General features: G+C 60.2%; 22 protein-coding genes and 1 pseudogene. 17 read left to right on the top strand and 6 right to left on the bottom strand.

Annotated elements, in window-relative coordinates; translation table 11 throughout:
• The first annotated feature begins 154 nt into the window (after positions 1–154).
• Positions 155–460 (top strand): DUF2288 domain-containing protein, encoded by a 306-nt coding sequence (locus tag Q8X48_RS07630; protein ID WP_102674187.1) that lies wholly within the window; start codon positions 155–157, stop codon positions 458–460.
• Positions 461–734: 274 nt separating this feature from the next.
• Here the strand turns inward: Q8X48_RS07630 and Q8X48_RS07635 are convergent, their stop codons facing one another.
• The gene (locus Q8X48_RS07635; RefSeq protein WP_126049744.1) at positions 735–2,933 is read right to left on the bottom strand and encodes a hypothetical protein; all 2,199 of its coding nucleotides are present in this window, start codon (positions 2,931–2,933) and stop codon (positions 735–737) included.
• Between the two features lie 196 nt (positions 2,934–3,129).
• On the opposite strand from Q8X48_RS07635, the gene Q8X48_RS07640 reads away from it, so the two are divergent.
• Entirely contained in the window at positions 3,130–4,026 is an 897-nt protein-coding gene (locus Q8X48_RS07640; protein WP_407802475.1) for an NAD(P)-dependent oxidoreductase, read from the top strand.
• On the opposite strand, the gene Q8X48_RS07645 is transcribed toward Q8X48_RS07640, so the two are convergent.
• Both Q8X48_RS07645 and Q8X48_RS07650 read right to left on the bottom strand, forming a co-directional pair.
• Complete coding sequence (locus tag Q8X48_RS07645; protein WP_407802474.1) at positions 3,983–6,199, bottom strand: putative bifunctional diguanylate cyclase/phosphodiesterase; 2,217 nt, start codon at positions 6,197–6,199, stop codon at positions 3,983–3,985. The genes Q8X48_RS07640 and Q8X48_RS07645 overlap by 44 nt on opposite strands.
• A gap of 146 nt (positions 6,200–6,345) precedes the next feature.
• Positions 6,346–6,711: a YkgJ family cysteine cluster protein gene (locus tag Q8X48_RS07650; RefSeq protein WP_407802473.1), complete on the bottom strand. Its 366-nt coding sequence runs from the start codon at positions 6,709–6,711 to the stop codon at positions 6,346–6,348.
• Positions 6,712–6,979: 268 nt separating this feature from the next.
• Between Q8X48_RS07650 and Q8X48_RS07655 the strand changes: the two genes are divergently transcribed.
• On the top strand, positions 6,980–8,329 hold the full coding sequence (locus tag Q8X48_RS07655; protein ID WP_407802472.1) for a spinster family MFS transporter: 1,350 nt from the start codon (positions 6,980–6,982) through the stop codon (positions 8,327–8,329).
• Between the two features lie 183 nt (positions 8,330–8,512).
• On the opposite strand, the gene rapA is transcribed toward Q8X48_RS07655, so the two are convergent.
• Entirely contained in the window at positions 8,513–11,359 is a 2,847-nt protein-coding gene (rapA, locus tag Q8X48_RS07660; protein ID WP_407802471.1) for an RNA polymerase-associated protein RapA, read from the bottom strand.
• A 218-nt stretch (positions 11,360–11,577) separates the two neighbouring features.
• On the opposite strand from rapA, the gene Q8X48_RS07665 reads away from it, so the two are divergent.
• The 3 genes from Q8X48_RS07665 (at position 11,578) to ccoM (ending at position 12,438) form a co-directional block, all read left to right on the top strand.
• Positions 11,578–11,919 (top strand): hypothetical protein, encoded by a 342-nt coding sequence (locus Q8X48_RS07665; RefSeq protein ID WP_008054180.1) that lies wholly within the window; start codon positions 11,578–11,580, stop codon positions 11,917–11,919.
• 100 nt (positions 11,920–12,019) lie between these two features.
• Positions 12,020–12,181 (top strand): hypothetical protein, encoded by a 162-nt coding sequence (locus tag Q8X48_RS07670; protein ID WP_086776977.1) that lies wholly within the window; start codon positions 12,020–12,022, stop codon positions 12,179–12,181.
• A gap of 146 nt (positions 12,182–12,327) precedes the next feature.
• A complete protein-coding gene (gene ccoM, locus Q8X48_RS07675) occupies positions 12,328–12,438 on the top strand; it encodes a cytochrome c oxidase subunit CcoM (RefSeq protein WP_007976669.1) in 111 nt (36 codons plus the stop codon).
• Positions 12,439–12,709: 271 nt separating this feature from the next.
• On the opposite strand, the gene Q8X48_RS07680 is transcribed toward ccoM, so the two are convergent.
• Together Q8X48_RS07680 and Q8X48_RS07685 are read right to left on the bottom strand one after the other, a co-directional pair.
• A complete protein-coding gene (locus tag Q8X48_RS07680; protein WP_057400798.1) occupies positions 12,710–14,185 on the bottom strand; it encodes an inorganic phosphate transporter in 1,476 nt (491 codons plus the stop codon).
• A gap of 377 nt (positions 14,186–14,562) precedes the next feature.
• Positions 14,563–14,763: a hypothetical protein gene (locus Q8X48_RS07685; protein ID WP_007976673.1), complete on the bottom strand. Its 201-nt coding sequence runs from the start codon at positions 14,761–14,763 to the stop codon at positions 14,563–14,565.
• A gap of 688 nt (positions 14,764–15,451) precedes the next feature.
• On the opposite strand from Q8X48_RS07685, the gene pcaR reads away from it, so the two are divergent.
• The 11 genes and pseudogenes from pcaR to pcaC all read left to right on the top strand — a co-directional run bounded on the left by pcaR (position 15,452) and on the right by pcaC (position 25,132).
• Positions 15,452–16,294: a pca regulon transcriptional regulator PcaR gene (gene pcaR / locus Q8X48_RS07690; RefSeq protein ID WP_095965104.1), complete on the top strand. Its 843-nt coding sequence runs from the start codon at positions 15,452–15,454 to the stop codon at positions 16,292–16,294.
• 124 nt (positions 16,295–16,418) lie between these two features.
• Positions 16,419–17,765 (top strand): MFS transporter, encoded by a 1,347-nt coding sequence (locus tag Q8X48_RS07695; RefSeq protein ID WP_015093846.1) that lies wholly within the window; start codon positions 16,419–16,421, stop codon positions 17,763–17,765.
• 254 nt (positions 17,766–18,019) lie between these two features.
• Positions 18,020–18,877: a CoA transferase subunit A gene (locus Q8X48_RS07700; RefSeq protein ID WP_007976681.1), complete on the top strand. Its 858-nt coding sequence runs from the start codon at positions 18,020–18,022 to the stop codon at positions 18,875–18,877.
• The gene (locus Q8X48_RS07705; protein ID WP_407802470.1) at positions 18,877–19,656 is read left to right on the top strand and encodes a CoA-transferase subunit beta; all 780 of its coding nucleotides are present in this window, start codon (positions 18,877–18,879) and stop codon (positions 19,654–19,656) included. Before Q8X48_RS07700 ends, Q8X48_RS07705 begins: the two co-directional genes overlap by 1 nt.
• Positions 19,653–20,858, top strand: a complete 1,206-nt coding sequence (gene pcaF / locus Q8X48_RS07710; RefSeq protein WP_172435688.1) for a 3-oxoadipyl-CoA thiolase — start codon at positions 19,653–19,655, stop codon at positions 20,856–20,858. The genes Q8X48_RS07705 and pcaF overlap by 4 nt, the downstream gene beginning before the upstream one ends.
• Positions 20,859–20,895: 37 nt before the next feature.
• Entirely contained in the window at positions 20,896–21,600 is a 705-nt protein-coding gene (pcaH, locus tag Q8X48_RS07715; RefSeq protein WP_007976686.1) for a protocatechuate 3,4-dioxygenase subunit beta, read from the top strand.
• Between the two features lies 1 nt (position 21,601).
• Complete coding sequence (gene pcaG / locus Q8X48_RS07720) at positions 21,602–22,168, top strand: protocatechuate 3,4-dioxygenase subunit alpha (protein ID WP_015093849.1); 567 nt, start codon at positions 21,602–21,604, stop codon at positions 22,166–22,168.
• Positions 22,169–22,376: 208 nt separating this feature from the next.
• Positions 22,377–22,476: pseudogene (locus Q8X48_RS07725) on the top strand (hypothetical protein); the annotation flags it as partial.
• Between the two features lie 84 nt (positions 22,477–22,560).
• The gene (locus Q8X48_RS07730; protein ID WP_407802469.1) at positions 22,561–23,925 is read left to right on the top strand and encodes a 3-carboxy-cis,cis-muconate cycloisomerase; all 1,365 of its coding nucleotides are present in this window, start codon (positions 22,561–22,563) and stop codon (positions 23,923–23,925) included.
• A 12-nt stretch (positions 23,926–23,937) separates the two neighbouring features.
• Complete coding sequence (gene pcaD / locus Q8X48_RS07735) at positions 23,938–24,729, top strand: 3-oxoadipate enol-lactonase (protein ID WP_407802468.1); 792 nt, start codon at positions 23,938–23,940, stop codon at positions 24,727–24,729.
• Positions 24,730–24,739: 10 nt separating this feature from the next.
• Complete coding sequence (gene pcaC / locus Q8X48_RS07740) at positions 24,740–25,132, top strand: 4-carboxymuconolactone decarboxylase (RefSeq protein ID WP_007976697.1); 393 nt, start codon at positions 24,740–24,742, stop codon at positions 25,130–25,132.
• Positions 25,133–25,237: the final 105 nt, after the last annotated feature.

Here is a 25,237-nt window from a genome sequence, read left to right on the forward strand (position 1 = left end):
AGAATTGCGGCGGGGCGTTGAGGGGCTTATAGCCGGATTCACTGCATTCCCTGGCTTTCCTGCGCTTTTCATTTCGGTCACTCAATTGCATCCGGGTTTTTCTGCCAGTCCACCGACGTTATCATCTGCGTCGATTTCTTTTCCGGACAGTCCCATGAATCAAGAACCTAGCACCCTCTATGCCAAGCTGCTTGGTGAAACCGCATCTATTACCTGGAAAGAGTTGGAGCCGTTCTTTGCCAAGGGTGCCCTATTGTGGGTCGATCCTGGCCTGGATCTGATCGCCGCCGCCGAAGCCGTGGCCCAGGATGAAGGGGAGAAAGTGGCTGCCTGGCTGGCCGCTGACAAGCTCGCCAAGCTGTCTGAAACGCGGGCGCTGGATCTTTTTGAACGTGATCCGCAGTTGTGGGCGGTGGTTGTTTCGCCGTGGATTCTGATCCAGGAAAGGGCGCAGGTTTAAAAGGTTGCACCGGTTTGGTGCGCTCCTTTCAGGCAGGAAAGTGTGTAGCCGAGTAGCGTGATGGCATGTTGCCGTAGAGAAAGGCCACAGCCTCACGGTGACGTAAACGTAACGGGAACAGTTGGGAGAGCAGTTGAACGGCTGCTCAATTGTTTCTGGATGTTGATTTGCGGTGATTTTGAGGCCGCCTTCGCGAGCAGGCTCGCTCCCACTGAGATCGCGGTCAACTGTGGGAGCGAGCCTGCTCGCGATGCGGGCGACGCGGTTTTGCGCCTTAGTAAGCCGTCTTGCCCGTATGGTTATTCAGCGAAATAACCTTGGTCTTGCCGATGCGGTGGCGATAGATCTCGCGCAGGTACTTGATCGATTTCTTCACGCAGTCCCGGGACAGGCGGATGTCGTTGATCGAAACGAACTTGTCCTTGTCGTTGATCAGTTCACGGTACTTCTTCTCGTACATCGGCTTGATCGCGTACCAGTTGGTATCGAGGATCTTCGCCGGATTCTCGAATTCGTTGAGCAACTCGTCGATCCGGTCTTCATCGAACTGTTCGTTGATGATGAAGTCCAGGATCGAGTTATCCAGAGTCTCGTCGAAGCGGTACGGATTCTTCGCAAAGCAGCGCTTGATGAAGGCCACGATCAACGTCAGGAAATCGTCCGACAGGCACGGGCTCTTGGCGATCAGGGTGGTCAGGGACAGGTTGGCCGAGGCACCGATCACCAGCGCGTACCGCTTGAGCGTGGTGTTGGGGAACAGGCTGTTGAGGTGGGTCTTCAACCGGTTCAGGTCCATGTAGGACAGCTTGTAGTCCTTCGGCAAGGAAACGATCGACACGACCGACGAGCAATTCTTGAAGAAGTGCAAGTCATGCAGGGCCGCCGCGTCGTAACCCGAGTTCTTGTACTGCTCCAGCGACGCGCGATAGCGCTTGGACTCGATCGGCAACAGGCTGATGCCTTCGATGGCCTGGGTGACCTTGTTGAAGTGCGGCAGGTCGATCGAACGGAAGAACAGGTCGTCGATGTTCAGGCGCTGCGGCTCTTTTTCGAACACCTTGAATTTGTCGCTGCTCGGCGGCGGGGTTTCCGGTACCACGGACTCGGCATAGGCAATCGCCACCGGGCCGGCCAGGCTCATGAACAGGTCGTTGGCGTCCAGGCGAATGGTTTCGCCGATGTCGATGCCGGCCCGACGGAAATAGTTCTGGTCGTAGTCGGTGGTGACCGCCTGAGCCGTCAGAATGTTGAATATCTGCTGCGAGATGTACTGGTTGGCGTGCTTTTCCATGGCATTGACATCAATGTTTTGGATATTGCCGTCATCGTTCTCTTCGGCGTAACGCATGATGTCGTTGGAAATCAGCATCATCGCGTTCCATGGGCGGATGCGACCCATGACGCTGGCTTCGCTGCTGTCTTCGTTGGCGAAGTTGTAGGAAAAATCCCACTCTTCCGACAGGTATTTGCACAGCAGGCGGCCGGCGTTGATGTGCAGCGCCTCGGACATTTCACTGCGGTGGTCGGAAATGTTCGGCAGTACACAGATGCCGCTGGTGAAGATCGGTTCGAAGACGAAGGAGTGGCCGCTCTTGCTGTCGTGCTCGTCCATCGGTTTGGTGTCGAACGTCTTGTTCATGTACGAGTGCTGCTGGGCCAGGCCGAATTCCGAGGCCATGCCGGAGCCGGTACCGCCGCCAGCACTGAAGATCGAGAAATACAGGCGCGATTGGTTGGCCTTGATGCCGCAGCTGTCGATCAGGTACGAGTGAATCATTTTCCAGTCAGGGCTGGAGAAACGCTGGGTGTCCTTGTTCAGGATGATCTTGGCCAGGTACTGGCCCAGGATCGGCGCGTTACCGGCGCCACCGGCGTGGACTTCCGACAGGTCCATGATTTTCATTTTGCTGTAGTCGCGCAGGAAGCCGCTTTTTTCGCCCTTGCGCGAGAAGCGGATGCGTCCGGCGATGTCCTTGTCCAGGTCGCCGAGCATCACCAGCGGCTCGACCAGAAACACCGGTTTGGTGTTCTTGTTCTGACCCAGGCGCAGGTTGTTGCGGATCCACTGGGCCGGGCTGTAGCCCTTTTCGGCAAAACGCTTGTCCGGTGACAGGCGATCTTCGTTGTTGAATTCGTTGAGGTAGAACTTGCGGGCGTTGTACACCAGTTCTGCCACGTCCAGCGCAATGTTCGAGCCGCAACGGCCCAGGCCGATCAGGCACACCGAGGGGAATTCCTGGTCGCTGTGCTGCTCGCTGTCGCCTTCCAGATGCGGTGGGCGCGGGAACACCATGTCGCGCAGGCCATCGAGGTTATCGAGAATGCGGTCGGTGTTGGTTTCGGTGAAGTAGAGGTATTGCTGGGTCGCCAACGGGCGGGATTGAATCAATGGCTTCGGTGATGACGGGCTGTTGGCCGCGGGGCTCAGCGTCAGATCGGTTATCGCAGTGGCCGGGTTGTTTTTAGAAGTCATTGTTCGCCATCTACCTGGGCTGATTGGTTGGCCGACTGACTGTCGTCGAACCGTCACGGAATAGAGTCGCGTCTTTTTTCAGCGCGTACCTGGACCATGCCTTGGTCATTGGCCTGAGCATTGCTCGGGGGGAATCCTTTCCCAAGTCATGATGAATCGGCCAGTATTTGGCGATCTTTAATCAAAAGGAGGCTAAATGATGTCAACGCTACCTTCACTAGGGTTTGCCGGGATCGGCCTGATGGGGTTGCCGATGTGCCGGCGGCTGCTGGCCGCGGGTTATCCGCTGGCGGTATGGAATCGCAATCCGGAAAAGTGCAAACCACTGGTCGAGGCTGGCGCACGCCAGGTCGCCAGCCCGGCCGAACTGTGCCAGCACGCTGACGTGGTGATGTTGTGCCTGGCGGATACGGCAGTCGTACGCGAGGTGGTGTTTGGTCCGGCAGGCATTGTCGAGGGGGCAAGAAAAGGCCAGCTGCTGGTGGACTTTTCCAGCCTGGAGCCTAACGCCACGCGGGAGATGGCCGCAGACCTCGTCGGTAGAACCGGCATGCACTGGCTCGACACGCCGGTGTCCGGTGGCGTGGTCGGTGCAGAAGCCGCAAGCCTGGCGATCATGGTCGGCGGTGACGCAAAGGATCTGGAACGGGTCCGGCCTGTCTTGTTGAACCTGGGGCAACGTGTGACACACATGGGCGGTGTCGGGGCAGGGCAGGTGACCAAGGCGTGCAATCAGATGATCGTCGCCTGCAATGCATTGGTGATCGCCGAAGTGGTCGCGCTGGCGGAACGTTCCGGAGTTGATGCAAGCCTGATCGCCGAAGCGCTGGCTGGCGGTTTTGCCGATTCCAAACCCCTGCAGTTCCTGGCCCCGCAGATGGCTGAAAACCGTTTCGAACCGGTCAAGTGGCACGTGCGCACCTTGCTCAAGGATCTGGATGCCGCGGTGAAGTTTTCCCGTGAACAGGGCTCGGCGACACCGATCAGCGGTCTGGCCGCGCAGTTGATGCGCCTGCACGGGAGTCAGGGTTTCCTTGAAAAAGATCCGTCTACATTAGTGCAGATGTACCGTGAGCCAGACCCAGCGCCGTGACCGTGTAGGCGTGCTTGCGCTGGTTGATTTCGTTCAGCACCGGGAGTAACTCGGTCAGCGGTACCGGCCGACTGAGCAAATAGCCCTGAACGAAGTCACAGCCATGGTCTTCCAGGAACTGGTATTGCTCGAAGGTTTCGACCCCTTCGGTGACCACTTGCAGTTGCAGGGTATGGGCCATGACGATAATGGCCTGGACAATTTCCATGTCCTGAGTCGCCTTGGGAATGTCCTGGATGAAGGAGCGGTCGATTTTCAGGGTGTTGAGCGGTAGGCGCTTGAGGTAGGCCAGGGATGAATAGCCGGTGCCGAAGTCATCGATAGACAGCGATACGCCGAGGGCGCGTATCTGGCGCAGCAACACCAGTGTGTTGGCGATATTGCCCATCAAGGCGTTTTCCGTGACTTCCAGCTCCAGCCGATGGGGCTCCACACCGGCGGCCCGCAACGCGTACTCGATCTCATCGGCCAGTTCTTCGCGCGCCAGGTTCAGGGGCGAACAATTCACGGCGATCTTGAGGTCTTCACAGCCTTGGCGGGACAGCTCGCCCAGATCCTCGCAGGCTTTGCGCAGCACCCAGTTATCCAGCTCGGCGATCAGGCCGTTGGCCTCGGCGATGGCGATAAAACGATCCGGCACGAGGAAACCGTGGACCGGGTGTTGCCAGCGGATCAAGGCTTCGAGCTTGCTGACCTGACCGGTCTTGAGGTCATAGATCGGCTGGTAATAGAGCATCAGGCCGGTGTCTTCACGCAACGCGTGGCGCAACTCCTCTTCCAGTTGCAGCTCAAGCGTTGCGCGGGTTTTCAGGTTGGCACTGAAAAAATTCAACCCGTTGCGGCCGCTGCCCTTGGACTGATACAGCGCGAGGTCGGCGTTCTTCAAGAGTTCCTCACACGTCTTGCCGTCTTCCGGAAACAGGCTGATACCGATGCTGGTGGTCATCACCATGCGCCTGCCGGCCAGTTCGATGGGCTCCTTCATTTTCAGCATGATGCGTTGGGCCAACTGTCGCGCCTCGTCACGATCATGCAGGTCGATGAGCAGGCAGAACTCGTCGCCGCCGAAGCGTGCGACCACATCCTCTTGACTGCGAACCGTGCTCTTGATGTGCGCGGCAAGCACTTTGAGCAGTTCGTCTCCGGCATCGTGGCCAAGGCTGTCGTTGATCCGCTTGAAATGGTCGATGTCCAGGAACAGGACTGCCAACATCCCGCCCTCGTTGGTTTTCTCGATGAGTTTTTCGGCGAAGATCTGGTTGAACCCGCGACGGTTGATCAGGTTGGTCAACGCGTCGTAGTGCGCCACCTGCTGCAGCGACATGCGCGCCTGGTCCAGTTGGCTGAGCAGGGAGTTGACCCGCTGCAGGTCGTGGTCCTTGTGTTGCAGTTTCTTGTCCGCCAGTGCCGCGCTGATGCTGCTTCCGATGATCAGCAGGGCCATGACTGTCACGGTCAGCGCCAGTTGCAGGTGGCTGTGTTCGCCGGTTTGCGCTGGCAGGCTGTCGCTGGGCAACACCAGATTGAAGGCGGCCATGGCCGTGAGGTGCATGCTCAGGATGCCTGCCCCAAGCAGCAGGCTGGCGCCGTATTTGAAGAGCTGATGCAGCATCCCGGCGCCGTTGCGCAGATACCATGCCAGCAACAAGGCTGCCAGCGCGGCACCGATCGCGATCGCGATGGAAAGGGCAAACAGGCCCGGATGGTAGTAGACCGAAGCGCTGGAGTGCATGGCCGTCATGCCCACGTAATGCATGGTCGCGATACCCAGGCCGATCCCGATCGATGCCTTGAGGCACTGTCGAAAACTCAGCTCGGGAAGGCTTAGGGTATGCATGGCCAGCCACGCGGCGAGCAGCGCGATGGTTAGCGAGAACACCGTAACGGGCAGTTGGTAGTGAAGGTCGACAGGCGCCTGGAATGCCAGCATCCCGACGAAGTGCATGGCCCAGATACCGCCCGCCAGGCAGCCGCTGCCCACCCAGCGCCAGCGCGTTTGGGACGCGGTTTTTTCAGCGTGGGCCACCCGTTCGGCCATGTCCAGTGTCGCGAAACAGCCGACACAGGCGACCAGATAAGCCAGCAGCACCAGAAAAGGGTCATGTGTGCAATTGAGTATGACCAGCCCACTCTCTGGTAGCTCGGTAATGAAATGCAGACCAAGCCACTCCATAGCACGCCCCATCGTTATTACTCAGGCCGGAGCAAGAGCGCCAGCGAATGTCATGGAGTATAGAGGGCATGGATGGAGCGCAAGGGGTAATGGCATATCGATATCAAATATTTTGACATTAACCTGATAGCGATTGGTGCTATTACTTAGGCGATTTGCTTCTGAGGCGTCTCGAACACCGGTTGCAGGGCCGGCAAGCCGAATGCGGCACGGGCCGCGTCGCAATCGGGATTGGCCTGACCATCGACCCATGAAGCCTCGAACTCGCGGCAGGTGCTGGAGCGTTTTTCGTAGATCGAGCACTGCACCGTACTGCCCACCTCTCCGACCAGGCTGGTGCAGCGCACGGGTTTGCAGCCGGTGCCGATCATCGCGACCCGGCTGGGGCTGATCTGCTCGACAAGTTCATCGGGTACCGTCCCCCCGGACGAGGCGCACTCACCCCAGAAAAATGACACGCGAAAATGAGAACAGCAGGCACCGCAATTCAGACACGGACTGGCTTCGGACATGGGCGATTATCGTGAGGAGGAGTGGAGACACGGGGGGGAATCAAGGCCGCTATTCTAGGCTTCGGCAACGGCTTGGGAAGGGGGGGCGAGAGGTATTTTTCATCGACCGGACGAGTTGCGAAATACCCGCCCTGCGAAAGCTCCTACGGGTTGCGTCCCATGGGCAGGTATCAGCCTGGCGAATAATGAAAGACAGGTGCGTCCGGCCTGTCTAGATTGCAAAGTCCGGGGGCAGTGACGCCCCAAAAACAATAAAAGAGACGGATCCATGCAGAACTCGACCCAAGCGGCCAATGCCTGGCGCATCTTGTTCCTGTTGTTCCTGGCCAACCTGTTCAATTTTTTCGACCGCACCATCCCGGCCATCATCATCGAGCCCATTCGCATGGAATGGCACCTCAGTGATTTCCAGTTGGGGATCATCGGTACGGCATTCACCATCGTCTACGCCATTGCCGGCTTGCCGCTGGGGCGCATGGCCGATACTGGCTCGCGCAGCAAGCTGATGGGCTGGGGACTCGCGGTGTGGAGCGGGTTGACAGCCGTCAACGGTATGGTGGGCAGTTTCTGGAGCTTCCTGATCGTGCGCATGGGCGTCGGCATCGGCGAAGCCAGTTACGCGCCAGCCGCCAACTCGTTGATCGGCGATTTGTTTCCGGCTCACCGCCGGGCACGGGCCATGGGCATCTTCATGCTGGGGCTGCCGTTGGGGCTGTTGCTGGCGTTCTTCACCATCGGCGCGATGGTCAAGGCCTTCGATAGCTGGCGCGCGCCGTTCTTTATCGCGGCGGTGCCCGGGCTGGTCCTGGCGATCTTCATGTTTTTCATCAGGGAACCGAAACGCGGTGCCGCCGAGAGCGTTCAGGTTTCGCAGGAAAAGATCGATCGACCGATCCGTCGGGTCCTGGCCGTACCAACCTTCCTGTGGCTGGTGATGGCGGGCCTGTGTTTCAACTTCGCCACCTATGCCTGCAATTCGTTTCTGGTGCCGATGCTGCAACGCTACTTCCTCATGCCGTTGCAGGAAGCCGCAGTGGCGACCGGGGTTATTGTCGGTGTGACCGGTTTGGTCGGCCTGACCCTCGGTGGCTGGATCGCGGACAAGATTCACCAGCGGGTCGCCAACGGGCGGCTATTGTTTGCCGCCTTCAGCCTGGTGATATCGACGATCTGCACCGCGTGGGCGCTGCATTCCGGGCGAATCGAGATCGGTGTGTTCGTCGCCGTATTCAGTGTTGGCTGGCTGTTTGCCTACAACTTCTACACCTGCGTGTACACGGCGATTCAGGACGTGGTCGAACCGCGCTTGCGGGCGACGGCAATGGCGCTGTTCTTTGCCGGGCTGTACCTGTTGGGTGGTGGCCTGGGGCCGGTGGTGGTCGGGGCCTTGTCCGATCACTTTGCCCACACGGCGATGCTTGCCGCCGGTGCCGAGCAGATGACCGAAGCGTTCAAGGCGGTTGGCCTGCATGACGCGATGTACCTGATTCCGGTGGCGCTGTTGCTTACCGTGGTGTTTCTGTTCCTGGCTTCGCGGTGTTTTGTGCGCGATGCCAAGCGGATGAAGGAAGGGTTGGTGGCGGTGGGTGAGCCTGAAGGTTCTGTGGTGACTGCCTGATCCCTTTCGCGGGCAAGCCCGCTCCCACATGTTTAGTGTTGTTCACGAGATTTGTATTCGACACTAACAATTGTGGGAGCGGGCTTGCCCGCGAAGAGGCCATTAGCAGCACTACTGAAATTGAATCAAACAAAAAGGCCCGCATCGCTGCGGGCCTTCTTTATTTGTGAGTCGGGGAGGGGATTAACCCGCCACCAACACCCGAATCGCTTCCAGTCGCAGCGCAGCCTTGTCGAGCATGGCCAGGCCTTGCTCGCGCTGTTTGCGCAGGGCCACCAGTTCGCTGTCGCGCACGGTCGGGTTGACCGCTTGCAAGGCGGTCAGGCGCGCCAGTTCTTCGTCGGTATCGGCGGCCAGGCGACGCTGCGCCTCGGCGACACGTTCAGTGTGGCGCGGCAGGATCTTCGCCTCACCGGCGTTGATCCGCGGCGTCAGTTGGTCACGCTGGGCCTGGATGAACTTGTTGGCGCTGGCACGTGGCACGCTTTCGAGCTGGTCGTTCAAGGTTTCGAACGACACGCGGGCCGACAGGTCGTTGCCGTTGGTATCGAGCAGGCAGCGCAGGGCGGCCGGCGGCAGGTAGCGGCCCAATTGCAGCGAGCGCGGGGCAACCACTTCGCTGACATACAACAGTTCCAGCAACACGGTGCCCGGCTTCAGCGCCTTGTTCTTGATCAGCGCCACGGCGGTGTTGCCCATGGAACCGGACAGCACCAGATCCATGCCACCCTGCACCATCGGGTGCTCCCAGGTAATGAATTGCATGTCTTCGCGAGACAGCGCCTGGTTGCGGTCGTAAGTGATGGTCACGCCTTCGTCGTCGCCCAGCGGGAAGCTGGCGTCGAGCATTTTTTCGCTCGGCTTGAGGATCAGGGCGTTTTCCGAATGGTCTTCGCTGTCGATGCCAAAGGCGTCAAACAGGGTTTCCATGTAGATCGGCAGCGCGAACTGGTCGTCCTGCTCAAGGATATCTTCCACCAGTGCATCGCCTTCGCCCGCGCCACCGGAGTTCAGCTCCAGCAAACGGTCACGGCCGGTGTGCAGCTCGGCTTCCAGGCGTTCACGCTCGGTACGGGCTTCGTCGATCAGCGCTTGCCACTCGCCATCGTCGGCTTCTTCGAGCAGCGGCAGCAGGCGCGGGCCGAACTGGTGCTGCAAGGCGTTGCCGGTCGGGCAGGTGTTGAGGAATGCGTTCAGCGCTTCGTGGTACCACTGGAACAGGCGCTCTTGCGGGCTGGTTTCCAGGTACGGCACGTGCAGTTCGATGATGTGCTTCTGGCCGATCCGGTCCAGACGACCGATGCGTTGCTCCAGCAAGTCCGGGTGGGACGGCAGGTCGAACAGCACCAGGTGATGGGAGAACTGGAAGTTGCGGCCTTCACTGCCGATTTCCGAGCAGATCAGCACTTGCGCGCCAAACTCTTCGTCGGCGAAGTAGGCGGCGGCGCGGTCACGCTCGAGGATGTTCATGCCTTCGTGGAACACCGTGGCCGGGATGCCGGAACGCACGCGCAGGGCGTCTTCCAGGTCCATGGCGGTTTCGGCGTGGGCGCAGATCACCAGCACTTTGGTGCGCTTGAGCATCTTCAACTGGTCGATCAGCCACTCGACGCGCGGGTCGAACTTCCACCAGCGCTCTTCTTCGCTGGCGTCCGGCTGGGCCTGGAAGCTGACTTCCGGGTACAGCTCGGCGTGATCGCCCAGCGGCAGTTCGAGGTATTCGTCCGGGCACGGCAGCGGGTACGGATGCAGCTTGCGTTCCGGGAAGCCTTGCACGGCGGCGCGAGTGTTGCGGAACAGTACGCGGCCGGTACCGTGACGGTCGAGCAATTCGCGCACCAGGCGCGCGCTGGCTTCGGTGTCGCCATCGTTGACGGCGGCCAGCAGGGCTTCGCCTTCGTTGCCGAGGAAACCGTGGATGGTCTTGTGGGCTTGCGGCGACAGGCGTCCCTGATCCAGCAACTCCTGAACGGCTTCGGCCACCGGGCGATAGTTTTCGCTCTCGGCACGGAAGGCTTGCAGGTCATGGAAACGGTTCGGGTCGAGCAGGCGCAGACGGGCGAAGTGGCTGTCCTGGCCCAGTTGTTCCGGGGTGGCGGTCAACAGCAGTACGCCAGGAATGGTTTCGGCGAGTTGCTCGACCAGCGAATATTCAGGGCTGACCTGATCTTCATGCCACACCAGGTGGTGAGCCTCGTCGACCACCAGCAAGTCCCAGCCTGCCGCGAACAGCGCGTCCTGGGCTTTCTCGTCGTCCACCAGCCACTCAAGTGCGACCAGCGCGAGTTGGGTGTCTTCGAACGGGTTGCTGGCATCGCTTTCGATGAAACGCTCTTCGTCGAACAGCGCGACCTGCAGGTTGAAACGACGACGCATCTCGACCAGCCACTGGTGCTGCAGGTTCTCCGGAACCAGGATCAGCACACGGCTGGCGCGGCCCGAGAGCAACTGGCGATGGATCACCAGGCCGGCTTCGATGGTTTTACCCAGGCCCACTTCGTCGGCCAGCAGAACCCGCGGCGCGATACGGTCGGCGACTTCACGGGCAATGTGCAACTGGTGCGCGATCGGTTGCGCACGCACGCCGCCCAGGCCCCAAAGGGAGGACTGCAACTGACGGCTGGTGTGTTCCAGAGTGTGATAACGCAGGGAGAACCAGGGCAGCGGGTCGATCTGCCCGGCGAATAGACGGTCGCTGGCCAGGCGGAACTGGATGAAGTTCGACAGCTGGGTTTCCGGCAGGGTGACCACTTCGTTCTGCCCGTTGAGGCCGTGGTAAACCAGCAGGCCATCAATGTCATCGACTTCGCGGACGGTCAGCTTCCAGCCTTCGAAGTGAGTGATGGAGTCACCCGGCGAAAATCGCACGCGGGTCAGAGGCGCATTCCGTAGCGCGTACTGGCGGGTGTCGCCAGTGGCCGGGTAGAGCACGGTCAACAAGCGGCCGTCCTGTGCCAGAACGGTGCCTAAACCCAGCTCGGCTTCGCTGTCACTGATCCAGCGTTGCCCCGGTTGATACTGCTGCGCCATGCTGCCTGACTCCCACCTTGAAAAAGCCGGCTATCTTAACGGAATGAGGGCTTCAGGGCCAAAGGACTCTCAGAAAAACTCACAGTCAAACGTTAGCCCACCTGTGCATGACGCGCCGCTCAGTGCACTAATGAGTGCCAATTGGGTCACAGTTTGCGACCGATGGCTCAAGTCGCCATCCCCGCAGCCGACAGCCTGCTGACAGGAGACCGAAAACCATGCTGCCACCGATGCTTCCCTTGAGTGCCGTGCCGATCACTTCACAGACCGATCCGATCCGCCAGCGCCCGGATATTCCACCGGTGGTGCCAGTGCAGGAAAGCTCCAGTGAAAGCACCATCGACCTGCAAAAGCGCAATCCTGAAGAGGACGGGCTGGTGCTGCGCGAGGAGCAGCGGCGCAGGCAGGAGCAGGAACGGCGTCGCCACGAGGCTGATAATGATCCCGAGGCACACCTGGCGATTCCCGGCGATGAACTCAATGCCGACAACACCGTGCCGGTGGCGCCGCTGATGGAAGATCAGCCGCGGCAGGGGTTGTGGGTCGACATCGAGATTTGAGCACACGTCTGGTCAGCGCGGCCGTCAGGCCGCATTATTGGCGCAGGGTTGCCGAACGCTACGGTGGCTGAAACTCATTTCAAGCGATGCACTGACTGCCATGAGCCAAGACGACAAACTGATTGACCTCAACGCGGAACGCGCCAAGCGTGTTCATGACCTCAATGACAAACGACTCAATGAAGTTCGCCAGGCGTTCGAACAAGCCATGCCGTTGGGCAAGGTGAAGAAAAAGCCGAAAAACAAACCGAAAAAACGCTGACCCTCCTCCCCGCATTCATTGATGCGGGTCAAACTTTTCCCTTCCTCTTGCCCAGTCTCGGGTGACATTGATCCCGGTCAATATTCTCTCCTGCCCGTTTGGTTAACTTAGCCCTATCGCAACAGGGCAAGTGCAGGAGACGCGTCATGTTTTTCGACAACGTGGTGATCGCCGGAGTGCTGACTGTCAGCCTCATGTTTGTATTTTTTGCAGGTTTCGGACTTTTTATCTGGAAGGATTCGCACAAACGGAAATAACCGTGGTTCTTTCTGGATGTAATGAGCACGCAAGGCATTTTGGGCAACTTCGGTTGCCCTTTTTTTTTGCCTGTAAAACTCTATCGATACACGCAAACCCTGTGGGAGCGAGCTTGCTCGCGATGAGGCCATAACATTCAGCATCTATATTGACTGCAAGGCCGCTATCGCGAGCAAGCTCGCTCCCACAATGACTTGTGGTGTGGCGAAAATTATGACAATAAAAAAGGCGCGTTCCTTGCGGAGCGCGCCTTTTTCGTTTGGCTGCCTGTCAGCTGCCAAGCGCCTTCGAAGCGAGCCAGAACAACCCGGCCGACAGGGCCACGGTGGCTGGCAGGGTCAATACCCACGCCAACAGGATGGTTCTGACGGTGCCGCCTTGCAGGCCGCTCTTGTTGGCGACCATGGTGCCCGCCACGCCCGAAGACAGCACGTGGGTGGTGGAAACCGGCAGGCTGAAGATGTTTGCCATGCCGATCAGGCTGGCGGTGGTGATCTGCGCCGACATGCCTTGGGAATAGGTCATGCCCTGCTTGCCGATCTTCTCGCCAATGGTCAGTACCACGCGTTTCCAGCCGACCATGGTGCCCAGGCCCAAGGCCAGTGCAACCGCCAGAATCACCCAGAACGGGGCGTATTCGGTGGTAGTGGTCAGGTCTTTGCGCAACTTGTCCAGGTCAGCCTTTTCACGGGCCCCGAGAGTTGGCAACTTGCTGACTTTCTTCGCTGTATCGTCCAGGCAGAGCAGGTAGCGACGGACTTCGATACGGCTTTCCGCCGACAGCGAATGGTAGTCGGCTACACCCTTGAGGGTGCCGAGCAGGGCGGTGATGGTCGGTTCGGTCTGTTGCGGGTTGCAACGGAATTTCTCCGGCAGATCGCCATCCAGGCTCTTGCCCAGGGCCAGGAATTCACCCAGGGTTTCGGAATTGCGCTGGTAGAACTGGCTCAGGTGCAGGGTCGCGTCGCGAGTCCGCTCGATCTGATAGGTCGTGCTGTTCAGGTCGAGGACGAACTGGGCCGGCACGATACCGATCAGGACCAGCATGATCAGGCCGATACCTTTCTGGCCATCGTTGGAACCGTGCACGAAACTCACGGCCATGGCCGAGATCACCAGTACCAGGCGATTCCAGAACGGCGGGTGTTTCTTGTCGTCGATCTTGCGGCGCTGTTCCGGTGTCTTGTGCATCTTCGACAGCGGGCGCCACCATTTAAGGCCGATCAGGATCAGCGCGGCGATCAGGAAGCCGGCCATTGGCGAGAACACCAGTGACATGCCGATATCGATCGCCTTTTGCCAGTTCACCCCGTCGGCCAACGGAATTTCGTTGATCAGGGCGTTGGCCAGGCCTACACCGAGGATCGAACCGATCAGCGTGTGGGAACTGGAAGCGGGAATACCGAAGTACCAGGTGCCCAGGTTCCAGGTAATGGCGGCGGCGAGCAATGAGAACACCATGGCCAGTCCGTGACCGGTGTTCACATTGATCAGCAGTTCTACCGGCAGCAGGTGGACAATGGCATACGCCACGCCGACCCCGCCCAGCAGCACGCCGAGGAAGTTGAACACCCCGGAGAAAAACACCGCCAGGTGAGGCGGCATGGCTTTGGTGTAGATAACGGTGGCCACCGCGTTAGCGGTGTCATGAAAGCCGTTGATGAACTCGAAGGCGAGGACAAAGGCCAGGGCGAGCAAGAGGCTCACAAGCACCCAAGCATCCAGTCCGCTGAATAAATCGATCATGAAGGTTTTCTGACCCGGTCATAAGGGGGCGCGATTATGCCAGAAAAGACTGCTAATCAATGCACTAGCTGCTCATCGGTAACATTCTTCAACGAATTTTTTTGCTGCGGCACCCAAAACCCAAGGGTTTTGCTGTGTTTTTTAACTTGTTGATTTTGCTAGAAAAGATCGTCACAGCAAGGGGGGCGCATGGCTGAAGGATGGGGTCGAATGCCTGTACGAAATATCTGAGAAATACATCAGATATCAAAATCTGCCTTCATCCGGAGGAGGGCAGTGGCCGCTGCCCGCTCGTAGCGGGCGCGCAAGGCGACCTCCATACATCCCGCTTTTAACAGGTGCAGAGGCAGGTCCTTGTAAGGATCAGGCCGAAGCAGTCATGGCTCTTCGGCTTTGAGTTCCTTTTCCATTTTTTCAAGTTCTTGCTGGAAAACCTGATCCTGAACGGTGGCGCGTTTACGCCAGGGTTTGCGTTCCGGTTCGGGTTGAGCGGCGTAAGTGGTGACTTCTCCGCCGTAAACTTCCTTGTAGCGTTGTTCCTGGCGCTCTAGTTCCGCGCGCAGTTCGTCTTTCGTCACAGTGCTACCTGATTGAGTTGGGATAAATTCTGGTGAAAACGCGCTGCATCAAATCGATTGATCACGTCCGTCGAATGGCAATGCCCGTCAAGGCATCGTTTTGGCAACAACCGGGATCAATACTTCCATGTCGCAGGCGGCCACGGCACCAGAGATAAATAACTGACGTAGCTTCAGTTTCCTGTTTCAGCAAGCGCACGGGCAAGGCGGTGCAATGCAGATCTGGCGCTTGCAACGGGCAACGGCGATGGAACATCGCATTGCCGGGCAGCAGGTCCGGCAAGTAAAAAAACCGGAGCGCTACTGAATTGTATTATAGCGGCCTATTTGAAGAACACTATATCCAAAGAGTTAAAAGCGGGTCTTGGGCGGGGGAGTTTTGTTGTACGAAACTTTACGTCCCACTAGAGCGTCGACTGATCCCTGATTGCTGCGATGCCTTTCTGACGCCATTAAGTCGAACAAGTTACGGTATTTAGAATGCCTCATTAAGGCCCTGGGGCGATCGGCTGTAAACGTGTTCGTGATTCAGCGAAAAACGGATATCAGCGCATCCGGTGATTGATACGGTGGATTGCGATTATCGGTCGAGCGTTCGATAATCGCCCGGAGTTGGCGGGCCGGGCTTGAGCGTCAGGCGGTAGCCCTTTGTAATAGTCGCTGATCCGAGTGGGTAAAAGGACCTTGTATGAACGATCAAATGCGCAATTCCTTCGCTTCAGTGGCTCCCCCCATCGTTGCCTCACCGGCCAAACGGATCCAGGCACTGACCGGCGACCCGGATTTCATGACGTCCCTGGCCCGTGGCCTGGCTGTGGTGCAGGCGTTCCAGGAGCGCAAACGGCACCTGACCATCGCCCAGATCAGCCACCGCACGGAAATTCCCCGCGCTGCCGTGCGCCGTTGCCTGCACACCCTGATCAAACTCGGCTACGCCACCACCGACGGCCGCACCTATTCGCTGCTGCCCAAAGTACTGACCCTCGGCCATGCCTATGTGTCATCAACGCCGCTGGCGGTGTCCGCCCAGCCTTATCTGGACCGCATGAGCGAACAGCTGCACGAGGCCTGCAACATGGCCACGCTGGAAGGTGATGACATTCTGTACATCGCCCGCTCCGCGACCACCCAGCGCCTGATTTCGGTGGACCTGTCGGTGGGTGGGCGCCTGCCGGCCTATTGCACGTCGATGGGACGGATCCTGCTGGCCGCGCTGGATGACACCTCGCTGGGCGAATACCTGGAGCACGCCGAACTGCAGGCCAAGACGAGTCGCACGATTCACACCCCCGAGGCATTGCTCGAATGCCTGCAAGAGGTGCGACAGCAAGGCTGGTGCATCGTCGACCAGGAGCTTGAGCAGGGGCTGCGCTCGATTGCCGTCCCGGTGTACGACGCCTCCGGCCAGGTGGTCGCGGCCCTCAATGTCAGCACCCACGCCGGGCGAGTCAGTCGTAACGAGCTGGAACAACGCTTCCTGCCCGGACTGCTAAGTGCCAGCCGCGACCTCAGTACCCAACTGTTCACCTAAGCTGTTCGATAAACGCACAGAGTTGCGTCTGGCGAATTGACGCTGTTTCCTGTGGATCATTACTGTCGCGTCTGCGTCAGCCTCCGCTGGCCCCTTTTCGACTGTGATCCACGGAATAAAAATAATGAACCAGCCCCAGTCTGCTGTAGGAAACTGCCTTGACGTGCAGTCCTTCATCAATGCTCAACCCATTTCGCGCTACCAGTGGCGTGTAGTCATCCTGTGTTTCCTGATTGTCTTTCTCGATGGCCTCGATACCGCGGCCATGGGGTTCATTGCGCCGGCTCTTTCGCAGGATTGGGGAATCGATCGCGCCAGCCTCGGCCCGGTGATGAGCGCGGCTCTGATCGGCATGGTCTTTGGTGCACTGGGCTCCGGGCCATTGGCTGACCGCTTTGGGCGAAAAGTCGTACTGGTCGGGGCGGTGTTGTTGTTCGGTGCCTTCAGCCTGGCTTCGGCCTACAGCACCAACGTCGAGCAATTGCTGGTGTTGCGCTTTTTAACCGGGTTGGGCCTGGGCGCCGGCATGCCGAACGCCACGACCCTGCTGTCGGAGTACACCCCGGAGCGCAAGAAGTCCCTGCTGGTGACCAGCATGTTCTGCGGTTTCAACCTCGGCATGGCCGGTGGCGGATTTATCTCGGCCAAGCTCATTCCGGCCTTTGGCTGGCACAGCTTGCTGCTGATCGGTGGAGTCCTGCCGCTGATCCTCGCCGTCGTTTTGCTGTTCTGGCTGCCGGAGTCGGCGCGTTACCTGGTGGTGCGTAACCGCGGTACGGACAAAGTGCGCAGGGCACTGGCGCCGATTGACCCGACGGTGGTGGCCCAGGCGTCCAGTTTCAGCGTGCCGGAACAGAAAACCGTGAAGGCGCGCAATGTGTTTGCGGTGATCTTCTCCGGTACCTACAGCGTCGGCACCTTGCTGCTGTGGCTGACCTACTTCATGGGCCTGGTGATCGTCTACCTGCTGACCAGCTGGCTGCCGACGCTGATGCGTGACAGTGGCGCGAGCATGGAGCAGGCCGCCTTCATCGGCGCGCTGTTCCAGTTCGGTGGCGTGCTGAGTGCGGTGGGCGTGGGCTGGGCGATGGACCGGTTCAATCCGCACAAGGTCATCGGCACTTTCTACCTGCTGGCCGGGGTGTTTGCCTACGCGGTGGGGCAGAGCCTGGGCAACATCACAATACTGGCGACGCTGGTGCTGGTGGCGGGGATGTGTGTCAACGGTGCGCAATCGGCAATGCCATCGCTGGCGGCACGGTTTTACCCGACTCAGGGGCGGGCCACCGGCGTGTCGTGGATGCTCGGGATCGGCCGCTTTGGCGCCATTCTCGGGGCGTGGATGGGCGCGACGCTGCTGGGGTTGGGCTGGAACTTCGAGCAAGTGCTGACGGCGCTGGTGATTCCGGCGGCGCTGGCGACTGCGGCCGTTGTGATCAAGGGCATGGTCAGTCATGCGGATGCGACATGACCGCCTGATCTGGAATCTCGAGTGAAGTTGATGGCCTCTTCGCGAGCAGGGGATTGCAATCAACTGTGAGAGCGAGCCTTGCTCGCGAAGTTTTGGGGGATCGGTAGTCGAGTAACAATATGTTCGATTATCGAACAGTTAGTCGATTATCGGATTGTTTGACGTTTTGCACAGGCTTAACCTTCAGTCATTCCGGCGCTGCGCATCGGCGCCTTCTTCCACTGTCGGTTAACAACAAACGGGAGCCTGCCCCAATGGCTGAAATTCTTTCGCTGCACGACGCGGTGAAGCAATTCGTGAACGACGGCGATACGGTCGCACTCGAAGGCTTTACCCATCTGATCCCGACTGCCGCGGGTCACGAAATCATTCGCCAGGGCAAGAAAGACCTGACCCTGGTGCGGATGACCCCTGACCTGATCTACGACCAGTTGATCGGTGCCGGTTGTGCCCGCAAGCTGATTTTCTCCTGGGGCGGCAACCCGGGTGTCGGTTCCCTGCATCGACTGCGTGACGCCGTCGAGAAACAGTGGCCACACCCGCTGGAAATCGAAGAGCACAGTCACGCCGACCTGGCCAATGCCTACGTCGCCGGTGCTTCCGGCCTGCCGTTCGCGGTGCTGCGAGCCTACGCCGGTTCCGATCTGCCGAAGGTCAACCCGCTGATCAAGTCCGTTACCTGCCCGTTCACCGGCGAAGTGCTCGCCGCCGTGCCTTCGGTGCGTCCGGACATCACCGTGATCCATGCACAGAAAGCCGATCGCAAAGGCAACGTGCTGCTCTGGGGCATTCTCGGGGTGCAGAAAGAAGCCGCACTGGCAGCCAAGCGTTGCATTGTCACCGTTGAAGAGATCGTCGACGACCTCAATGCACCGATGAACGCCTGCGTGCTGCCGACCTGGGCCTTGAGCGCGGTTTGCCACGTACCTGGCGGTGCGCATCCGTCCTACGCCCACGGTTACACCGAGCGCGACAACCGCTTCTACCAGGCCTGGGACCCGATTGCCCGCGACCGTGAAACCTTCACCGCGTGGATCAACGAATACATCCACGGCAGCGCTGACTTCAGCGAGTTCCAGGCCAAACTGGCCGCCGCTTCGGAGGCGAAGTAATGACTTACACCACCAATGAAATGATGACCGTCGCCGCCGCTCGCCGCTTGAAGAACGGTTCTGTGTGCTTCGTTGGCATCGGCCTGCCGTCGAAAGCGGCCAACCTGGCGCGCCTGACGTCTTCGCCTGATGTGGTATTGATCTACGAATCGGGTCCGATCGGTGCCAAGCCGAGCGTATTGCCGCTGTCGATCGGTGACGGTGAATTGGCGGAAACCGCCGACACCGTGGTCCCGACCGGCGAGATTTTCCGCTACTGGCTGCAGGGCGGGCGCATCGACGTCGGCTTTCTCGGCGCGGCGCAGGTTGACCGTTTCGGCAACATCAACACCACCGTGGTCGGCGATTACCACGCGCCGAAAGTGCGTCTGCCAGGCGCCGGTGGCGCGCCGGAGATTGCCGGTTCCGCCAAGAGCGTGTTGATTATCCTCAAGCAGTCGGCGCGCTCCTTTGTCGACAAACTCGACTTCATTACCTCGGTCGGCCACGGCGAGGGCGGCGATTCGCGCAAGCGTCTCGGCCTGACAGGCGCCGGTCCGGTGGGGATCATCACTGACCTGTGCATCATGGAGCCGGAAGCCGGCACCCATGAGTTTGTGGTCACTGCACTGCACCCGGGCGTGACCCGCGAGCAAGTGGTCGCCGCCACCGGTTGGGCAATCCGTTTTGCCGACAACGTTGAGCAAACCGCCGAGCCGACCGACGTCGAGCTGACCGCGCTGCGCGATCTCGAAGCTCGTACCGCAGCGGCCCACGGCCAAGCCCCCGGAGAAGCGTGATGCGTGACGTTTTTATCTGCGACGCGATTCGTACCCCCATCGGCCGTTTCGGCGGCGGTCTGTCGACGGTGCGTGCCGACGACCTGGCCGCCGTGCCGATCAAGGCCTTGATGGAGCGCAACCCGTCGGTGGACTGGAGCGCCGTGGACGAGGTGTTCCTCGGCTGCGCCAACCAGGCTGGCGAAGACAACCGCAACGTCGCGCGCATGGCGCTGCTGTTGGCGGGGCTGCCGCAAAGCATTCCCGGCGTGACCCTCAACCGCCTCTGCGCTTCGGGCATGGATGCCATCGGCACCGCGTTCCGCGCCATCGCCAGCGGCGAGATGGAGCTGGCGATTGCCGGCGGCGTCGAGTCGATGTCCCGCGCACCGTTCGTGATGGGCAAGGCCGACGCGGCGTTCTCGCGCAACATGAAACTCGAAGACACCACCATCGGCTGGCGCTTCATCAACCCGCTGATGAAAGCCCAGTACGGCGTGGACGCGATGCCGCAGACTGCCGACAACGTCGCTGATGATTACAAAGTCTCTCGCGAAGACCAGGACGCCTTTGCTCTGCGCAGCCAGCAGCGCACCGCCGTCGCGCAAGCCGCCGGGTACTTCGCCGAAGAAATCGTCGAAGTGCGGATTGCCCACAAGAAGGGTGAAACCGTGGTCAGCCAGGACGAACACCCTCGCGCCGACACCACCCTGGAAGCCCTGACCAGACTGAAACCGGTCAACGGCCCCGATAAAACCGTCACCGCCGGCAATGCCTCGGGTGTGAACGACGGGGCCGCCGCGTTGATCCTGGCCTCGGCCGAAGCCGTGAAGAAACACGGCCTGACCGCCCGCGCCAAAGTGCTGGGCATGGCCAGCGCCGGTGTTGCACCGCGGGTGATGGGCATCGGCCCGGTGCCCGCGGTGCGCAAACTGACCGAGCGCCTCGGCGTGGCAGTCAGCGATTTCGACGTGATCGAACTCAACGAAGCCTTCGCCAGTCAGGGCTTGGCGGTTCTGCGTGAACTGGGGATCGCCGACGATGCCGCCCAGGTCAACCCGAACGGTGGCGCTATTGCCTTGGGCCATCCGTTGGGCATGAGTGGTGCGCGTCTGGTACTGACGGCGTTGCATCAGCTGGAAAAGACCGGCGGCAAGAAAGGACTGGCGACCATGTGCGTCGGTGTCGGCCAGGGTCTGGCTTTGGCAATCGAACGGGTCTGACACACCCTGTCGGCTAATAAGAACTGAGGAAAGAGTAATGACTGACAAGCCTGGTTACCGTCGCCCGCAGGAGGGTACTCAGCCGGAGTACCTGCATCCGACCTATCAATCCACCAACCTGCGCTCGCCGTCCAAGCCGTTGGTGTTTCTGCCCCATTCGTTGTCGGAAATCACCGGGCCAACCGTCGGCGCCGAGCGCGTCAACGAGAAGGACAATGACCTCACCGCTCAGCACGAAGGTCAGCCACAGGGCGAGCGCATCATCATTCACGGCCGCGTGCTGGACGAAAACGGTCTGCCGGTTCCGGGGATTCTGGTGGAGATCTGGCAGGCCAACGCCGCCGGTCGCTATGCCCATGCCCGTGACCTGCACGATGCGCCGCTGGACCCGAACTTCACCGGCACCGGCCGTACCGTGACCGACGCCGATGGCTGGTATCAGTTCCAGACCATCAAGCCCGGTGCGTATCCGTGGGGCAACCACCACAACGCCTGGCGCCCGGCGCACATCCACTTCTCGCTGTTCGGGCCGAGCATCCTGACGCGCCTGGTGACGCAAATGTATTTCCCGGGCGACCCGCTGCTGGCGTACGACCCGATCTACAACTGCGTGCCCGATACCCGCGCCAAAGAGCGCTTGATCGCCTCGTTCGACCTGGAAAAAACCATCCCGTCCTATGCCCTCGGTTATCGCTGGGACATCGTTTTGCGCGGCCGCGACGCCACGCCGATGGAGAAATAAGATGACGCTGACTGCGACCACGTCCCACACCGTCGGGCCGTACTACCACATCGGCCTGACCTGGCTGAACCGCGAAGACCTGACCGTCGAACAAACCCTGGGCGAGCGCGTGGCGATCACCGGGCAAGTGCTCGACGGTAATGGCGACATCGTCAACGATGCGATGCTGGAAGTCTGGCAGGCCAACGCCGCCGGTAAGTATGACCATCCGGAGGACGACCAGGAAAAACCCCTGGACCCGAATTTCGAAGGCTTTGGCCGGGTGCCGGTGGATGCCGAAGGGCGTTTTCGTTTCACCACCATCAAGCCGGGAACGGTCGAGGGACTCAAAGGCACGACTCAGGCACCGCACCTGGTGGTACTGGTGTTTGCCCGTGGTCTGGTGAAGCACCTGCTGACACGGATCTACTTTGAGGGGGAGGCGGCCAACGTGAATGATCCGCTGCTGGAATGCGTGCCGGCCGAGCGTCGCGGTACCTTGCTGGCCAGGAAGGATGCGTCGGGTGTCTATCAGTGGAATGTGATTCTGCAAGGCACTGATGCGGAGACGGTGTTCTTCGATTATTGAATGAACACCGCAAAACCTGTGGGAGCGGGCTTGCTCGCGAAAGCGGCATGTCAGGCAACATTTTTATCGACTGACACTACGCCTTCGCGAGCAAGTCGAATCGTCGCACCGCCGCTCCCACAGTGGATTTGTGTTGCCGATCTATCTGTGGAACGGGGCTGTTACAAGGCGTGTCTAGACTCTGACTGCCCCCATTGAGTGAAAAACAATGACAACGACCACCGCTATACACCGGTGAGGAGCGCAGCAAGCGGATCTTCGCCATCGTCGGTGCCTCGTCCGGCAATCTGGTCGAATGGTTCGACTTCTTGCCCAAACAGGCGAAGTATCTGCATCACGATCTTTGATCTTCATGCGCGGGTCGCAAAGGCCCGCGCCTTCAGGAACTGCTTATGAACCAGCGACCGGGCAATCAATTGTTCGATGCCTATTTCACTACCCGCGATATGCGTGAAGTGTTCTGCGATCAGGGCCGGGTCCAGGCCATGCTCGATTTCGAAGCAGCACTGTCCCGGGCACAAGCGCGAGTCGGCTTGATACCATCGAGTGCAGTCGCGCCGATTGAGGCGGCTTGTAGCGTCGGGCTCTATGACTTTGCGGCGTTGGGTGAGGCGATTGCCACGGCGGGTAACTCGGCGATTCCGTTGGTCAAGGCGCTGGGCAAGCAGATCGCTACGCAGAATGCCGAGGCCGAGCGTTACGTACATCTGGGCGCGACCAGTCAGGATGTGATGGACAGCGGCCTGGTGCTGCAATTGCGTCGTGCGCTGGAGCTGATCGAAAGCGATCTGGCGCAGCTGGGGCAGGTCCTCGCGTCCCAGGCCCGGCAATACGCGACCACACCATTGGCCGGGCGCACTTGGTTGCAACATGCAACGCCGGTGACCCTCGGCATGAAAATCGCCGGTTGGCTGGGCGCCGTGACCCGCAGTCGCCAACGCCTGGCCGAATTGAAACCGCGTTTGCTGGTGCTGCAATTCGGTGGTGCGTCCGGCACCCTCGCAGCACTTGGCGAGCAGGCCATGCCGATTGCCCAGGCGCTGGCCGAAGAGCTGAAACTGACCTTGCCTGAGCAACCCTGGCACACCCAGCGAGATCGTGTGGTGGAGTTCGGCGCGGTGCTCGGGTTGATCGCCGGCAGTCTCGGCAAGCTCGGTCGCGACGTCAGCCTGCTGATGCAAACCGAAGCCGCCGAAGTGTTCGAACCTTCGGCGCCGGGCAAGGGCGGTTCCTCGACCATGCCGCACAAGCGCAATCCGGTGGGCGCGGCGGTGTTGATCGGCGCGGCGACGCGTGTACCCGGTTTGCTCTCGACACTGTTCAGCGCCATGCCCCAGGAACACGAGCGCAGTCTTGGCCTGTGGCATGCCGAGTGGGAAACCCTGCCGGAGATTTGCTGCCTGGTGTCGGGCAGTCTGCAGCAAGCGTTGCTGATTGCCCAGGGACTGGAAGTGGATGCCGGGCGCATGGCGCACAACCTCGATCTGACCCAGGGCCTCGTGCTCGCCGAAGCGGTGAGCATCGTCCTCGCCCAACGGGTCGGCCGCGATACCGCACACCATCTGCTCGAACGCTGCTGCAAACGCGCGGTGGCCGAACAACGTCACCTGCGTGCGGTGCTCGGCGACGAACCGCAAGTGACCGCCGAGCTGTCGGCGGCTGAGCTCGATCATCTGCTGGACCCTGCCCAATACCTCGGCCAGGCCCAAACCTGGGTCGAGCGGGCGGTGGCCGAACATTCTGCATTGACTGCCTGAAGGAGAATTGCTGTGGCTTTTGTACAACTCGCCGAGGGCGAACTGCATTATCAACTGGATGGACCGGTCGATGCGCCGGTGCTGGTGCTGTCCAACTCTTTGGGGACCGACCTGCATATGTGGGACGCGCAAATCCCGGCGCTCTCCAAACATTTTCGCGTGTTGCGTTTTGACACCCGCGGCCATGGCCAGTCATTGGTGACGCCGGGGCCTTACAGCATCGAGCAACTGGGCCACGACGTGCTCGCCTTGCTGGATGCCTTGCACATCGAGCGCGCGCACTTCTGTGGCTTGTCCATGGGCGGACTGATTGGCCAGTGGCTGGGGATCAATGCCAGCGAGCGCCTGAACAAACTGATCGTGTGCAACACTGCGGCGAAAATCGGCGATTCTTCAGTGTGGAATCCGCGTATCGAAATGGTCCTGCGTGATGGTCAGGCGGCCATGGTTGCCTTGCGCGATGCCTCGATTGCCCGTTGGTTCACTCCGGACTTCTCTGCCGCCAACCCGGCGGCGGCCAAGCAGATTACCGATATGCTCGCGGCCACTTCGCCCGAAGGCTATGCGGCCAATTGCGCGGCGGTGCGTGATGCCGATTTCCGCGATCGGTTGTCCTCGATCAAGGCGCCGTTGCTGGTGATTGCCGGGACCGAAGACGCGGTGACGCCGCCATCCGGTGGGCATTTCATTCAGGAGCATGTGCGCGGGGCCGAGTACGCCGAGTTCTACGCCGCGCATTTGTCCAACGTCCAGGCAGGCGATGCGTTCACCGAGCGCGTGCTGGCGTTTCTGTTGGCTGATTGAGGGGATTCTCGTGGACGAAAAACAACGTTATGACGAGGGCATGAAGGTCCGTCGCGCGGTCCTTGGAGACGCGCATGTCGACCGCAGCCTGACGACCCTGACCGAGTTCAACTCGGAGTTTCAGGAGATGATCACCCGCCACGCCTGGGGCGACATCTGGACCCGCCCGGGCCTGCCGCGCCATACCCGCAGTCTGATCACCATCGCCATGCTGATCGGCATGAACCGCGAGGGCGAACTCAAACTGCACCTGCGCGCCGCCGCCAACAACGGCGTGAGCCGTGGCGAGATCAAGGAAGTGATCATGCAGAGCGCCATCTACTGCGGCATTCCGGCGGCCAATGCGACTTTCCACCTGGCCGAGTCGGTGTGGGATGAGTTGGGGGTCGAGTCGCGGGAGTAAGCGGTAAAACGGTGAACAACCTGTGGGAGCGAGCTTGCTCGCGATGGCGTCGGCACATTCACTATTGATGTCGCCTGATACACCGCCATCGCGAGCAAGCTCGCT

It is taken from the genome of Pseudomonas sp. QLc11A (assembly GCF_052112305.1).
Lineage (GTDB): Bacteria > Pseudomonadota > Gammaproteobacteria > Pseudomonadales > Pseudomonadaceae > Aquipseudomonas > Aquipseudomonas laurylsulfatiphila.